Origin of the sequence: Pseudomonas sp. D3-10 (assembly GCF_051132175.1) — a bacterium.
In the GTDB taxonomy this organism is placed as follows: domain Bacteria; phylum Pseudomonadota; class Gammaproteobacteria; order Pseudomonadales; family Pseudomonadaceae; genus Aquipseudomonas.
Map to the genome: position 1 here is coordinate 2,930,400 of NZ_CP071668.1, position 15,203 is coordinate 2,945,602.

Here is a 15,203-nt window from a genome sequence, read left to right on the forward strand (position 1 = left end):
AGTAGGTTGAGGGAGTGATGATCCAGGAAGGAAGTTTGCGAACAAGGGTCAGCGGGCACTGCAAGCTGGGTACTGACTCAAGAATACAGTGGGACGGTATTCTGCGGCTTCCCTCCCCGCTTCAAACGTCACGGCTGATCGCTAAGGATCACCCTGTGGCTGAAAAGCGAAGGAAAGGACGCTGTTTAATGGGGAATCCAGGTATTCCCCCTACATGAAGACACCACCCTGTGCTTATTTCGCGAAGACGGCAGAGGTGGCGCCGCTTGACGTCTGCCTGCTCGGCCCCTGGATCAACCACCACGTTGCATCGTGGTGATCAATCACTACGGGAGCAAGGTGCTTAGTCCCTCAATGTGAAGAAACCATATCGACCGTTGTTCCGATTTTTCGTGAAATGCTGGTAATTGAGCATCGGGATCACAGACGGATCCGGCTCTTTGTTCTCGAAGATGATGATCTGCGAGTCCCTAAAGCTATCTGCAATGTCTCGATAGAATCCATAAATCAGGTCGCCGGTGATGGCATCGGCCTCATCTTCAGGCTGGTCATCCCCTTCCTTGTAGGTAGTCAGCGGCGAGTCCAACACGACGAAACCAGGATGGCGTCCTGAAAGCTTTAGCAGGTTCATCAAGCCCAGCACGAATGCAGAGAAGGCGACGGCGCGATAGCCCTTCCCGAAATTACCACGGGCGCTGCCACCGATAGTGATGTCTCTTGCCTTGAAATCGAAGTCGACTGGGAGGTAGCCAGGGAAACCCCAGCGCTCCAAGATAGACTGAATTTCCGCCACCAAAGGTGTCACAGCCTCTTCAAAGCTTTCTGCTGTGTAGCCTGCTTGCTCTTCGAGCAGTAAAGCCCCTAGCCGTTTCAGTTCGTCGCTGAGCTTGGCTTTATCAGCGACTCGTTGATCGATGGTGGATAGGTCGAATCTGATACTCGATGAGAGCTCTTTAAGGTCGCTGACTGCCTGCACCGACTCTTCAAGCTCTGCGGCGATCTGCTTCTCCAACACTGCAATGGCTGCCTTGATCGCCAGCGCACTGGAAGTATTTTTCTCTATGGCGGCTGATAAGGCGCCTTGGGCTTCCCCAAGCTCCTGGATGTTCTGGGAAATACGGTTCAGCTCAAAGGTAACGCCCTTCTTGATGTCTTCAACATTGGCCGTGCAAGACTCAGAGTCGAAGTGATTGCCACAGGTTGGGCAAAGCATTGAGTCGGATGCATCCAGAAGAACCGCTGCCTGTTCGATTCCGAGAAGGCGTTGGCGGTCAGATTCATACTTTTTGCCAAGCATGTCGAATCGACCAAGAAGGGCTTTGTCTTCAGCTATCTTAACGTCGACGAGCTCCAGTTCTGAGGTATGGAGGGCCTTTTGTTGGAACAGGCCTTTACTTGACTGGAACGCGCTTTTCAGGTCTGCCTCTGCCTGCTCCAATCGGCCGGCGACCTGATGGTTAAACGAATTCAACTTCTGGAGCTGCAGAAGTTGGGAGGCATCCTCGCCTGGGTAAAACTTGCTGATGATTTCTTCGACAGCCGTGACCTTGTGCTTCAGGGCCCCTTTTGACTCCAAGTCTTTTTTGGCTGACTTAACTGCTGAATCATCCCGACCTGTTAGCAGCAGCTTCAAAATCGAATTTTCTTTGGTCTTTTCCATGACCTGGCCAGTACCCAGTGGAGAGTATTCGGCGACAATCCTCGACTCATCGATCAGGAAAACTTTCTCAAGGTCACGAAGAGAGAAAGCGCCGTTTCTCAGCGATTCAGAGCCCAGAAGCAACAGCTTCCCATCCAGTCCTAGCTTGTCCAGGAAATGGCTTGAGAGCGTCGATTTGTTATTGGCACTGTGCTTGGTGCCCAGGACTGAAACCCTGCCCTGTTCGTCAATCAGTGTTGCCTTAGAGTTTTCTGCAAGCGGTCTTTCGATGGTGAACGTGCTTGCGTCGTCGTTCTCGAATTTCACCCTAACGGTGGTGTAGCCTTTTGAGACCTCTATCGGTTTTGGGGGCTTCGACGACCCGAGCGCAAACTTAATACATTGAACGATGTAGGACTTTCCGGTGTCAGAACCGCCCTGTACAACGTTGGCGCCCTTGGTAAAGTAAACTGCAGCGTCTGGAAGATCAGGGCCGCTAACGACAACACTCTCAATAAACATTAGATTGCCCTGTCAACTTTGTAGATGGTGCGGCGTTGGGTGGTGAGATAGTCGATGTTGTTACTTACCCATGACACACGCCGCCGAAAATCTGTATGGTAATCAGTAGATAGCATTTCGGCGAAATCGCGTCCCGCTGGTGTAATACGATAGCGAACCCCCTGCTCATTCACATTGGAGGTGATCATCCCTTTTGACGTGAAAAGCTTCATAGCGCCGGGAAACACCTCTCGCCTGCGGACAAGCTCGGCAAGACGATTCATGAGCATTGGGTGCAAGCTTGGGCCGCCCTGGAAGTCATCGCTATAAATCGCCGCGTAATCCAGAAATATAAGTTCGTCTAAATCGATCTCACGATTAAGTCCAGCAAGCAGGATAACGATCCTTGCACCATTTTCTACGGGACTATTAAACAAATCCTTTGAATTCATAATCTATCTCTTGATCCACTTAAACTTCTGATCATTCACTAGCTGGTGACACAGGCCTTTTCGGTCGGAAGCCTGAATGTAGTGGAACAATGGATGAGCGCTGTAGGGAAGGCTGGCGGCCTGTGAACTCACAGCGAGGAACCTATCATAACCGTGATCGTGCTTTTGACGGATAACACTGTGAATGCCTTCGTAGCATTCATCTTTGAGATCTTCATAGCACCCGGTAGGAAATGCGTCGCGCGAGAATATTTCCAGAGACTCAGCGCTGAAAAAGTTTATTCTTGCTCGATCTAGGTCTTCTTTGTATTCAACCCCCTTAATGTTTGCTAGTGTGTATTTGGTGCCCGTCACATCAGAAAATGCGTGTAACAGAGCTTCAATGTAGACTCTTTCATTGTCGCCGACCGCTTCCGGGGCGGACTTTTTAACCAGAGGGCGCTTTAAATGGTAAGTACCAAAGCGCATCGAGTGATAAGGTGTTTTGGAGTGCCTCTCCACGAGCTCAAGTGAGGACATTTCATCGACAAACGAGAAGTCAATTCCGTTGATGTAATCCAGCAGCTCCCCCTCTAGAGGGATTGACTGAGTCTTGGTAATTTTGTCTCGGCAGGCTTTATCCCATCGACTGATGAGCTCTATTTTGATGCGAGATTTGTTGGCAAACATGTCAATGCAGTCAGAGCTGCACCCCTTCGGCGTTACGAAGCGATACTCACGTGGAAGCATGTAATCGCCTTTCCAGCTGTAATATACCAACTTGCCAAGTTCAGCCACAACATCGGCGACGTTTAGTTTGTCGCCATAATGCTTGCACTGGTAGTTATCCCAGCCAGTCGAAAATCGACCGATGATGTCACGGCCTTTGTCCCCCGCGCCAGCGCAGCGTGTAACAACCTCATAGTCTTTACCTAGGTGATAGACCAGCTCTAAGGTAAAAACCTCCCACTCGTCTGCTGACATAATCAGTAGACGATCTAAGGGTTGAATTGGTTCTCCCTTCTGAGCGTCGAGAGCTGTTAGCATGAACTCCGGTTCCGGTGGAAGCTCGATGGAGTTTTCACCTATAGACATTGGCTACATTCCTCCGCAAATAATCTAGAACCCACGAAATAGGTAAGGAAATTCATAATCCGAGTTCGCGCTCAAATTGAACACCCTTTATACGATTCGACATACCGCTGACAACCTTTTTTGGGTTATTCCTTAAGGCGTCAGAAAGTTGCTTCAGGAGGCGCTGATTAAACTCCATGTTGTCTGAGAGTTCACCGATTATAACGTCTGGATAAACATCGGTTTCCTCCAGCACCATGGTCAATGCAGCGCGTGCTGCACCGATAGGCTTATCCTTCACATATTCGACTAAATCAGCGGGGTGAAAGGCGTATTCCTGTTGACGCTCACTCATGCGATGTTCCTAAGAGGTTCAGAAGAAATTTTGCTCATAAAATTTCAGGCGCAACGAAGCCACCCCTAGCATCTCACTCAGGATGAACCCATTGGTTAGCTGTATCGAAAATTGGTGGTTCCGCTGATCCATGCTGAGGCTCCAGTCGTGCCCTGCTTTCGAGAGGATAAATCCTCGTCGCGTCCTTGTTTGATGGCGTAATAATATCGCCTTCCTCGGATTTGGGGAACCTGGATCATTATCAGCCAGTGCTGGCGATGGGGTACATAAGTACTCCTAACCAGTTCAGTCTATTCCTTCATCGAACCATCCCAGGTGGCTAGGTAGTCATAAGTTGAATTGGAAGGACTGGTACGCCCCGACCATGGAAACGGTCTAGCTCAAATCAGTTGAAGTGGCCGGCAACTTCCGGAGCTTCATGGCCACAAGCATGGCGAGCAATAGGAACCCCCTATGTACAGGACTACCCCATTCCATCCACCCGCGTGGTAAGCAAAACCGCCCAGGGTGCCGACTACGCTGGATCCGGCGTAGTAAGAGAAGAAGTAGAGGGATGAGGCCTGACCATTCGCGCGTACCGTCCGACGTCCAATCCAACTGCTCGCAACCGAGTGGGAGCCGAAGAATCCAAACGTGACAGCACCATTCCAGGCAGAATGATCGCGACTGGCGGCGCCATGGTCAGCAATAGCCCTTCTGCCATGACGAGAATCGAGACGACGAAAGTGGGGCGGCGGCCGTATTTGTCAGCGAGAGCACCAACCTGGGGGGAGCTGTAGATACCTGCCAGATAAACTGCGGATTCCACGTCATCCGGACACTCGTTCCACGCTCATTCGGACAGGCAGTCGTCGCGCAGCGACGCAGGTTTGCATTGTTAGTCTGAAGTCCCTTCCGCCGTCAATTTCGTCACACGCCTGCGCATCGATTCGCCCTTCAGTTCGATCCTATATGGATGAGTTCGTACAAAGGACTGCGTCGCGTTGAGCCCCCGGGCCGGGCGTTAGCACTCAGCCCTGCTCCCGTTCAAAACACATCTGGGACTGGTTTGGGCCCCGCAGGTACAAGGTGCTCAGCGAGCAGTTGCAGCTTGCCCAGCAGCTCATCGAATGTCACCACTTCCACATCCTTACAAGCATTGCGGAACAGCTCAAAGCTGTGACGGCGACTTTCCTCAGTGGGTTTGGTGCCAGCAATCACGACGCACCTGGCGGTGTCTGGATGCAGATCGCGCATGGCCCTATCTTGAAGGTGTGAGAGCCAATTCGAGCGCATGAGGCCCTGTTGGTGCAGCACTTGGGTGATGGCGCCGCTGAGCTGCAGATGCGGCCCGTAAACGTCCTGGTTGCGGTATGGCCTGCTTTGCATGAGCGGCGTTGACGGCTTTTTGATTTCCACAATCGCCAGTTCACGGCCTTGCGCTATTAGCAGGTCACCAATGTGAGCGCCAGCACCGTGAATCATGGATCCGCGGGCATGAAATTGCGTGTGCAAAAGCGAAACAGGGCGTGCGAACACCATGCTCAGGATGAACATGTTGTCTTCGAAGAAACGCTGCCAGTGGCTCTCGGGCAATTCTTGCCCAAGCATTTGCTGATACCGCTCGATCATCTTGGCCAAGGTTACCCGCTCAATCTCGGCATGCAGCTCATACAGCTCCCGAGGCGCCTCTTGCGCCAGCAATCCTACGCTGTTCTTGACCTGGTTGAGCTGGCTACGACGCTCCTGCCTTGCAGCGTACGTCACAGCGCTTTTAACCGCCCCGGCTCCTTTGCTCGGTGATTCGATACGCTGGCCGGTGAAGATCAGATTAGGGACAAGGCCAGCGAAGACCTCCTGCATGACCCAGTGCAGCTGAGCCGAGGTTTCACTTCTGCGCTTGGCCCTGGAGATCCTCATGCACGCCCTTCGGCACTGATCGACCTCGGTCTCCCGCACAAATACGGCCCCCCCTTCCTCAGATGTGTCCCCATCACTGCAAATAACAAGGGTGTGGGCGCGGGGAATCAACCTCAAGCCCCGCCACAATGGAGCTAGTTGCTTTACTAGTCCTAAGCCTTCATCACATGAGTTGAACAGCTTGCCAGGGAGGTTAAGATCGATATGAAGCAGGGCATCATCAATATTATCTGGGACATTATGAGCATGACTGGCCTCATAGATGATGCAGTGTACGTTGCCGTGCCTGGGGCTTCGGTAGCGCTGAGTATGCGGATTCGTGTAAATCGGGTACATGGTGATCCAGCCAGGATCAATGGAGGCCAACAGATGCCATTGATCCTCCGGCAGGGATCGCCATGACCCTGTTTCCACCTGCTCGAAGATTTGGAGATAGAGGTTGGCCGAGAAACCATTCTCGTTGGGGCGTCGAGCGAGATAGAAGGAGGGAGTCAGGACATCATCATCAGTCCAACGGGTGTGGTGCTGCTGCTCACCGTCCGCCATTGTTATCTCCTCATGTTAGTGTCTGGAAGGATCGCCCCCTCTGGGGTGATCCCTTGCTTCGAGACGCTGGAGCATATTTGTACTCCATCTGTTATCTGGTCTAAGCTTGCGAACCCATTCCTTCCTGAGCGGCAGTCGCTCCGGCTACGGGAGCTCAAACCCCATTTGTGTCAGCGCTTCCCGTTCCTTGGGTTTTAGTTTTTTCACAGCCCAGAATAATCTGTGTTGTGGCCGCGAACTGGCAACGTAGGCGAACCGCGCGGCCTCCGTACTGCGATCGCGTAACCAGTCACGCCAATGCGAGAGATGAACACCTGGCTGCTGTGATGAAACGAGCACCGTGACATCGTGAGTTTCGCCTTTCACCTGGTGGATGGTCTCGTAACGTAGGCTGTCCGGGTGGTACTCCTGGCGTTCGTGACTCATAAGGCGAACTGAGACCTGGTTTTGCCCCTCTCCGGCCCGGGCACTTATATTCAGCTCACGTAGGCCTTCCAGATCCTCGCGAATCTCTGCGGGCACGAATGCCTGATCAGGTAACTGGCGCAGCGCAAGCTTGGCATTCCGTGCCCAGGCAGACCATGTCATTGCCGGATCGGCTGCTCCATTGGCAGCCATGAACTTGAGGCTTTCGTAGATGAACTGCCGCCACGCCAGCTTGGACTCCATTGCGACGGGGCAATAAGGCCCTGCCCGGCTTACCTGCATCTCCAGTTTTCCGGTCAGCCATTTGGCGAACGTCCGAAGGCTCTCCTTAATGTCCTTGAGTGATCCGGTGCTGGCGCTAATGAACGAGACTGCAAGTACCTCGATACCTTCGAAGGCATCGCCACTGCGTAAACGCTGGAGGGTGTTATGCCCGCGGGCAACCAGCACGACTCTCTGGTACTGCCGGGTCAGGTCGCGAATGGTGGGCAGCAGCTCCGACGGACATTGCTGGTATTCGAGAATTTGCGGGGGTATTGAGGCTATCTTAGGGTTGCCTTTGATTCGGCCGATCCCAAGTAGGTTGCTGCATAAGTCAACGATCGCCTGCCCGCTTCGCCAATTCGCTGTAAGTTCGTACGGCTTAAAGTCGAGCCTGGCCATCAGCTTCTCGACCCTTTCCGGGTTTGATCTCCGAAAGCCATAAATCGACTGATTAAGATCCCCGACAAAATGAAATTTCACCCCTCGATCGTGGAGCTTTTCGACGATCCTGAGCTGCTCCTCTGAGAGATCCTGGCATTCATCCACTATCACCAACGGGAACCTGCGGGCTACCCGGGTGAAATAGGCGTCGTACTTGCCCTCCCTCAGCGCCATCAGGGCGAGCATGTCGATATCACCGTAGGTTGCGAAGCCTGCCTCCCATAGCCTTCTCTTGGTAGCTATGAGGTCTTTACGGGTAGGTTCGTCGATGTTGACGCCATTGAGCTGCTGATCCAGCGCTCGCTCCCCGGTTGAGAAAACAAACCGAGCTGAATCCAGGTCATAGTTGTACCGGCACGCAGGGATTCGTCGACCGCAAATAGGGTTGCGCGTAGGGATAATCTTCGCTGACTTTTCAAGAATACGGATCCGGTAATCCCCCTCCTTCCCTTTGTAGCCAGTGAGGTCGCGTGCGATCTTCCCTACGAGCCGGGTGAAGACGAAGCTATCGAAGGTGGAAATGATATGCGGGTAGCCAATGGGCTCGCGTAGATGCTTGTGTACCCTAGCTTTGAGCTCGTCCGTTGCACTGTTCGAAAAGGTCAGCACCGCGATACCCGAGGGGAAGTGAGACCATTCGCTCACGACCTTGGACACCATGGCAGCAACCACCTCGGTCTTACCGCTTCCGGGACACGCCTTCAGGTACGCGTGTCGATCTAGAGGGGCATCAAGGTAATCCAGTTGCTCGCGCGTAAAATTCAACTCATCAGCAACTGCGGACTGTCCCCCGTCATCGATCACAGTCATTACTCCACCCTTTCCTGCAGGCCGCAAACCCAGAGAACAGCCTGGCGGATGTAATCCGGTACTACGAACTCGCCTTCGAGGGTTTCAAGCTTGTCGGCAAAGGCTTGCGCGTAGACACCCTTGCCGATTTCGTCCGTGTCAATCCGACCCAGTAGCGCGTGCGCATACGGTGCTTTCGTTTCTGGCTTCATTGAATTGAAATCAAGTTCGGCGTCACTGTTGAGCGCCCTGACCACTGGCCCGTCCGCAACCGGCCACAGGTTGGCTGCAACGGGCATCATCCATTGGAGGTTGTTGCCCTCCAGGGCAATGTCGTACTCAAACGTTTTGTATTTACCGGCAAACAGACGGCCGAATTCGGACTCGTTGATGACGGCTTGGAGCCCTAGCGCAGGATTCTCACCGAGCTGGTAATCATCGGCATGAGGCTGGTAGGGAACATCCTTTTTCCCACCTTTGCCATCATCGATGGACACAATGGATTTGGGAGGATCATTGTCTGTCAGTCCGGCACACCTGATTGGCACGTTCTCGCCAGGCTGCTCACCAGTGACGTCACAGAAGAGCTGCATGAAATGCTTGAAATAGATGCCGCCGAGGTTGATCACGGAGACACCGTAATCGTCCAGTGAGTCCTTGCCTTCGCCGTATTGGCGCAGAACGAAGCGTGCGAGCTCTGGCACGACAATCGCCTCGGCAATGCCCTCAACCAGAATCGCGCCTTTGGAGAACAGCAGATTCGACTTGGTTGCATCCAGCCACCGATCGACAAAGCGCCGACTGGGATCGGGCAGGCCACAGCCCTGCAGCGACACTGCCCGAGGTCTGTCCTCGTTGGAAATGTGGAGTATGTGATTGACGGAGACGGCGGCCGAAAGCACGGTCGAATGGGTGGTGATGATGACCTGGATGCCCCGTCTCTCTGCGACGGTTTTGAGATGTCGAAGCAGGCGCAGTTGGAGCTGCGGATGCAAATGTGCCTCCGGCTCCTCGATCAGTAGCAGCCGCAGGAAGGTCTTTTCGCCCTGCCTCTCGTCCTCTTCAAGGATCAGCTCTGCCAGAATCGATGCGATGTACAGGAGGTTGTTGTAGCCGAGGCTGTTTTCCTCAAGCGAGCGGAACTGTGCAGGATCCACCTGAGTGAGATCCGGGAAGTAGAGCAATCGCAACCCTTCCACGATTCGCGAGAAGCTCACCTCCGAGAACTGTATTACCGTTCCCTGGGACAGGTGCAGGCCCAGGGCAGCCTTCAGGCTTTCTCCGATGCGCTGGTTGGCAAGTTTGATGGCAAATTCGTCGCTCTCAGCAAGCTCACGGTTGAACTCCCCTACTCTCTTTTCCAAGGGGTGAAGTTCTTGCGATTTGCGGGCAGCGTCCAGATCCTTGCGACACAGGGCTTTGAGCAGGCGAGCTAGCCTAGACTGCCGCCCCTCTCTCAGCTTGGTTTCAGCGTCACGCAGCGGTGGCAGGTAGATACAGTGTATGAGGTCAAGTGTCTCGGTTTGTAGTGGGTTGGTATATTCGTGACCACCGTACGAGTGATGCTTGAAACGCCCCCTGGACTCCTGGTTCCGGGCTTCGAATGTCAGCTTCGCTTCGTCGTGGTGTCCACACCAATCCTCGAAAGCCACCGCATCATTCGCATCCAGATCGCTAAAAGTGGCCTGGATGTGGATTTGCTCCGATGCGACAGCGCCGGCGTCAAAGCCGCGATGGAAGTCACGCTCACTGATCATCCGTTTGCCAGACTCAGAGTCGTTGAACAGCTGCCTTACGGCGCTGATAACGCCTGTCTTCCCTGCGCCGTTTTCGCCAACTAGGACGTTTAACCCGTCGTTGAATTCGATGGTGAACGGCTCACCGAAACACTTAAAACCGCTGACGTCTAGCCTACGCAGGTACATGTGAGTCCTTTCAGAATGGGTGGTCGTGGGCGGTAGATTGTTGAAATGACAAAGATATACGGTAGGCAATGTAGCCTACGTTCATCAGTTCGGGGAATGCATTCGTGACCCCACCAGGCTAGCGGATAGTGGGGTCTAATACTTTGGTCGCAGGGCGATTATCACCGCAACTGGTGGTCTGGCCGCCAACCCGCGAAGCACATGGCTTTCCTCTGTGCTTAGTTGCATGTTTCAGCCTACTCAAGTGCTGACCCAGCCACTACGCATGCTTGAGGTAACTTCAGAAAGATGGCATTTTGCTGGCCAACGCAAGGGAAGCCTTATGCCGATTCGCCAGTCAGATTTGCGCAATACAAGTTTTAGTCGCTCTGCTCAAGCCTACTCCAGTCGGCGTCCTGGGCAACCTACTGCATTCCTGAGCCACAGCCATCAGGACGCACAGCTTGCCTTGGGACTACAGGAAATGCTCAAAAAAGCGGGATGGGACGTTTACATCGATTGGCAGGACAACACGATGCCTGCGATCCCGGACGGTGAAACCGCGTTTAACATCAAGGTCGCAATCGTTCGAGCTGACTGGTTTCTCTTCTTGGCGACCCAGAACTCCATGGCGTCGAGATGGTGCCCTTGGGAAATCGGTTTCGCTGACGGGAAAAATGCCCATGACCGCATCGCCATCATTCCTACCTCGGACAATCAGGGCCACTTTCATGGCAACGAGTACCTGAGCCTTTACAACAAAATTGATTTCGACAAACACGGCTATGGCCTTGCGCTCTTTGATACCAGAGGCAATGGCACGTGGGTACGGAACCTCTAGCTCAAAGTCCGGTAGCGCAAGAGGAAAGGTGATAGCAGTCGATAAAGAGACGAGGTATGAACACGGCAAGAAATTCACCCCACTGCTGCAGGAACTTGGCGCGGCAGGTACCAACCTGACGCGGGCGCAAGTCGTCATCCCAAACCTGCTGCCACTCATCTAAAGGAAGATCGTCATGGCAAGAAAGGTATTTTTCAGCTTTCAGTACGAGGACGTGCATCGCGCGATGAACGTGCGTAACAGCAACGTCATCGCCTCGGATCAAAAGGTGGGTTTCATCGACAAGGCTGACTTCGAGGAGGTCGAACGTAAGGGTGAGGCCGCTATCAGGAAATGGATTGATGATCAGCTTCACGGCACGAGCGTTACTGTTGTTCTCGTCGGGGCAACCACGAACGAGAGCAAGTATGTGAAGTACGAGATCGATCAGAGCATCGCGCGTGGCAATGGCATCCTGACCATCGACATCAGCCAAATTTCCGATCTCAACGGGAAGACGACGACGTGCTGCAGCCTGCGTGTTCCTGGTAAAACTCATTACCTTTGGTACAAAGATAACGGGCGTGAAAATCTAGGCACGTGGGTCGAAGCTGCTGCGAAGGCGGCAGGCAAGGCGTAACACCGGCGAGGCGCCGAATGGCGCCTCTGTTTTCAGAATAGGGATTCTCTGATGTACCTAGGTTTCGAAGTCGAACAGTACCAACCGGTCAGCTATTTCCTTGATTTCTATGCGCACTTGTATCTTCGCGACGCTGAGAAGCGGATCGATGATCTCGCAGGTTTCATCGTGGGAACCTACAATCGCTCTAGCGTTCTGGACGCTGAGGCGCTGGCTTCTACCATCTTCCCTGAAGCGCACTACGACGTTTTTCTCTCCCACTCGCACGCCGATCAGCGTAACGCTGTCGATCTAGCGCTGGCGCTTGAAAAGCACGGGCTGAAAGTCTTCGTAGACTCGACTGTCTGGGGCTTCTACGGTCAATTGGTGCGAAAAATCATCTCCCAGACACGCCCGTTGGATGAAGAAACAACGGAAGAACACGTCAGTCGCGTCCATGCGGATGTTCATATGATGCTGGCGGGAGCCCTTCACCGCACCATTGCACAAGCCGAAATGTTCGTATTCGTCCGATCGGAAAAATCTGTTCCCTTGAGTTTCGGTGACAAGGCCAGAACCTTGTCTCCTTGGTTGTTCTCGGAGCTGCAATTCAGCTTTCAGGTTCAGCATGCCACTCCGAAACGAATTCGAGATAGGCTACAGGGCGCTACGTTGGACAACGTCAAAGGGTTCAACAACATGAGCCTTGAGAGCATGCAGCACCTTATGGCCTTCAGGGCGTTTAACGAGCACTTGCCTCCCGTTCCGGGCGATCGTCTGCACGGTTGGATCACTAGCCTGCCTACGAAAGTACAAGGTGAAGCTGCACTGGACTCGCTCTATAGCCAGTTCAACTTAGCGAGTGAATACCGGCGGCGACGTGAGTCTCTAGGTATTTTCGCTTCCTCATGAACAGCCCCGTATGGATGGCTCATAGTGATCCATTGCCGGATAATCGACCCCAGGCATAATCAGCACCGCCACCATGGTGCTGACCTCGCCGTTGGGGAGGTGAGCCAGGTGCTGCGCGGATCCGCAGCTCCGCTTGCAAGCGAGGTTGCTCAGCGCACACTTGATTACCTCTTCGAAACAGTTTGTGACCCACCCAAGATGGCCAGGATGTAATTAGCTGTTTATTAACTCCTGTGAGCGCGAGAGCTATGAAATCCTTTCTCGATCGAAATCCAAAAGAAAAGGCCGTAGAGGAGTCATTTGCAGCCCTGGCGCGCAATAGCTATGAGAGCGAGCGTCCGGATCCAGCAGACAACGTCTTCTCGGTCGCCGAGCGATTAAGGCGCCAGCAGAATCAAACCGAATCATCACCCTCTCTGCCCGACTCACCTTGAGGTCGCTCGGGACGTGTGGCCACGTTAGCCTCCTGACTGCGGTAAGTCTCCAGTGCCTTATTAGCCTCAGACAATTCCTCGCCAAGTACCACAGCATTGGCTCGAAGCTCGGTGACCTCGGTTGACAGCATTTCGTTGCTACGTCTCACGGCCGTGAACTGCTCCTGGAGCATTTCCTTCGCACCCTCAGCCCTGGCTGTAGCCATATTCGCCAGCCCCAGACCCCCTTCCAGCTGCTTGATCGCATCTTGGCTTTGCAGCGCCAGCTTGCTTTGCTGGCGCGCCTCGCCAAGAAGACGCTCATTGTCACGATTGAGCCGAGTGAGCTCGTCTTGGCGAACCATCAGGGTCTGCTGGAGTTGCAGGGTCTCATGCTGCAATTGCTGTAGCTGGGTTTCATGACGGCGCTGATCCTGTTCGCGCTGCTCCTTGATCGCAGAGCGGTAATGCTCCATCGCATCACGGGCATGTGCGTGCTTTTCCTCCAGTGACCGTATCTGCTCATCCTTCTCTTGTATCCGCAGCTCCAGATCGGCGCAGCTTTGACTGATACGAGCGTTTCGTGTGATTTCCGCTTGGAGTGAAGACTGGGACGTTTTTAATTCTTCAGCCTGGGCCGCCAATGCCACGTCTCGGCTAGCTACGACCTGCTTGGTTTTCTTGAGCTCAGCTTCCAACTCGCTAACACGCTGATCTGTGGCGGCGATGCTCTGCTCATGAATCAGCCTCTCCTGCGCCAGGGCCACATTGCCCTCCTCCAGCACGCGTTTTAGGAGCTGGCTGACCATTGCAGATAGCTCGTCACTCAGACGGTCTGGATGAGACTGGGGGCGCACATCTGTGGACTCCAGCTCCTGCATATACCGCGAAATAGTGGTTTTCGACCCTGTATTGCCAAGTTCGACGCGCACTGCGTCGATGCTTGGATTTACCCCGCGGGCAAGCAGCGCAGCGCGCGCCTTCTGCACTAGAGCCTTGTTAATGCCGCCGCGGGCCATGGTCTCTCCTACGATTTCGTAACGTGTTACATAACACGTTCATACATGACATCTTAGCTCATCTCATGATCAACATAAATCTAAAATTCAAGAGTAAATAATGGATAGTTATGTGTTCTTATGGGATGAAATAGCTCAGAATCGTGCCTAGGCGGGGTGCGAATGGCAGGTATGACAGATGGACAAGGCTCAGCGATACCTGACGGCGGGTACGCGGGATAACACCCGCAAAAGCTATAGAGCAGCGGTAGAGCACTACGAATCAACGTGGAGCGGCTTTCTGCCGGCAACATCCGAGGGGATCGTTCGTTATCTGGCGGAGTATGCGGAGACGCTCGCGCTCAGCACGTTGAGGCAGCGACTTGCCGCCCTGGCTCAATGGCACATCACACAAGGCTTCCCCGACCCGACCAAGTCGCCTCAGGTTCGGCAGATGCTCAAAGGTATTCGCGTCGTTCATCCTGCGCAGCAGAAGCAGGCCGCTCCCCTGCAACTGCGCCATCTGCAGAAAGCGGTTAACTGGCTGGATAAGCAAGCCGGCCTGGCAGTTGAGGCAGGTGATTACCGCAGCCTGATGCGGCACCGTCGCGATACCGCATTACTGCTTATTGGCTTTTGGCGGGGCTTTCGTAGCGATGAGCTGGCAAGGCTGCGAGTCGAGACGACCCAGGCAGAAGCCGGCGTGGGGATCACGTTCTACTTGCCCTATTCCAAGACCGATCGCGAACATCATGGCAGCACCTTCCATACGCCGGCGCTGAAGCAGCTCTGCCCAGTTGAGGCTTATATCAACTGGATCACCGTTGCAGGCATTGCGGATGGGCCTGTGTTCCGCAAGCTTGATCGCTGGGGAAACCTTTCTGATACAGGCTTCAGGGCCAGTAGCATGATTCCTCTACTGCGACGAATTCTGGAAGCTGCGGGCATCCCTGCCTCGACCTACAGCAGCCACTCGATGCGCAGGGGTTTTGCAACCTGGGCATCGGCGAACGGCTGGGACATCAAAGGCCTGATGAGCTATGTAGGATGGCGGGATATGAAATCTGCGTTGAGGTATGTGGACGCCAGTAACTCGTTCGGCAGCTTGGCAGCACAATCCCAAACGATCGATACCCTTGAAAAAACGTAAGCGGGTTGCGCTGAACACATTC

At 53.8% G+C, this 15,203-nt stretch carries 12 protein-coding genes and 1 pseudogene; 4 read left to right on the forward strand and 9 right to left on the reverse strand.

Translation table 11 applies throughout. The features are described 5' to 3' along the window. Nucleotides 1-343 precede the first annotated feature (343 nt). The 8 genes and pseudogenes from J3P90_RS13245 to J3P90_RS13280 all read right to left on the reverse strand — a co-directional run bounded on the left by J3P90_RS13245 (nt 344) and on the right by J3P90_RS13280 (nt 10,290). Nucleotides 344-2,161 (reverse strand): hypothetical protein, encoded by a 1,818-nt coding sequence (locus J3P90_RS13245; RefSeq protein ID WP_434674837.1) that lies wholly within the window; start codon nt 2,159-2,161, stop codon nt 344-346. After that, a complete protein-coding gene (locus J3P90_RS13250) occupies nt 2,161-2,592 on the reverse strand; it encodes an ABC-three component system middle component 2 (RefSeq protein WP_178098667.1) in 432 nt (143 codons plus the stop codon). The genes J3P90_RS13245 and J3P90_RS13250 overlap by 1 nt, the downstream gene beginning before the upstream one ends. Nucleotides 2,593-2,595: 3 nt before the next feature. Further along, nucleotides 2,596-3,666, reverse strand: coding sequence for an ABC-three component system protein (locus J3P90_RS13255; RefSeq protein ID WP_434674838.1), 1,071 nt, complete (start codon nt 3,664-3,666; stop codon nt 2,596-2,598). Nucleotides 3,667-3,718: 52 nt separating this feature from the next. Further along, entirely contained in the window at nt 3,719-4,000 is a 282-nt protein-coding gene (locus J3P90_RS13260; protein ID WP_038450121.1) for a hypothetical protein, read from the reverse strand. A 375-nt stretch (nt 4,001-4,375) separates the two neighbouring features. Continuing rightward, a pseudogene (locus J3P90_RS13265) lies at nt 4,376-4,802 on the reverse strand (MFS transporter); the annotation flags it as partial. Nucleotides 4,803-5,026: 224 nt separating this feature from the next. After that, nucleotides 5,027-6,445: a Shedu immune nuclease family protein gene (locus J3P90_RS13270; RefSeq protein ID WP_038450118.1), complete on the reverse strand. Its 1,419-nt coding sequence runs from the start codon at nt 6,443-6,445 to the stop codon at nt 5,027-5,029. 144 nt (nt 6,446-6,589) lie between these two features. Then, entirely contained in the window at nt 6,590-8,341 is a 1,752-nt protein-coding gene (locus J3P90_RS13275; RefSeq protein WP_434676576.1) for a UvrD-helicase domain-containing protein, read from the reverse strand. Nucleotides 8,342-8,385: 44 nt separating this feature from the next. Then, nucleotides 8,386-10,290 (reverse strand): ATP-dependent nuclease, encoded by a 1,905-nt coding sequence (locus J3P90_RS13280; protein ID WP_434674839.1) that lies wholly within the window; start codon nt 10,288-10,290, stop codon nt 8,386-8,388. A gap of 322 nt (nt 10,291-10,612) precedes the next feature. Here J3P90_RS13280 and J3P90_RS13285 point away from each other — a divergent pair, with 322 nt between their 5' ends. From J3P90_RS13285 to J3P90_RS13295, 3 genes are all read left to right on the forward strand, one after another. After that, nucleotides 10,613-11,110, forward strand: a complete 498-nt coding sequence (locus tag J3P90_RS13285) for a toll/interleukin-1 receptor domain-containing protein (protein WP_038450113.1) — start codon at nt 10,613-10,615, stop codon at nt 11,108-11,110. A 175-nt stretch (nt 11,111-11,285) separates the two neighbouring features. Continuing rightward, on the forward strand, nt 11,286-11,729 hold the full coding sequence (locus tag J3P90_RS13290) for a TIR domain-containing protein (protein ID WP_038450110.1): 444 nt from the start codon (nt 11,286-11,288) through the stop codon (nt 11,727-11,729). 51 nt (nt 11,730-11,780) lie between these two features. After that, complete coding sequence (locus tag J3P90_RS13295) at nt 11,781-12,620, forward strand: toll/interleukin-1 receptor domain-containing protein (protein WP_051661080.1); 840 nt, start codon at nt 11,781-11,783, stop codon at nt 12,618-12,620. 394 nt (nt 12,621-13,014) lie between these two features. Here the strand turns inward: J3P90_RS13295 and J3P90_RS13300 are convergent, their stop codons facing one another. Beyond that, nucleotides 13,015-14,052 (reverse strand): DNA-binding protein, encoded by a 1,038-nt coding sequence (locus J3P90_RS13300; protein ID WP_434674840.1) that lies wholly within the window; start codon nt 14,050-14,052, stop codon nt 13,015-13,017. A 178-nt stretch (nt 14,053-14,230) separates the two neighbouring features. Between J3P90_RS13300 and J3P90_RS13305 the strand changes: the two genes are divergently transcribed. Next, nucleotides 14,231-15,181, forward strand: coding sequence for a site-specific integrase (locus J3P90_RS13305; protein ID WP_145015886.1), 951 nt, complete (start codon nt 14,231-14,233; stop codon nt 15,179-15,181). The last annotated feature ends 22 nt before the right edge of the window (nt 15,182-15,203 follow it).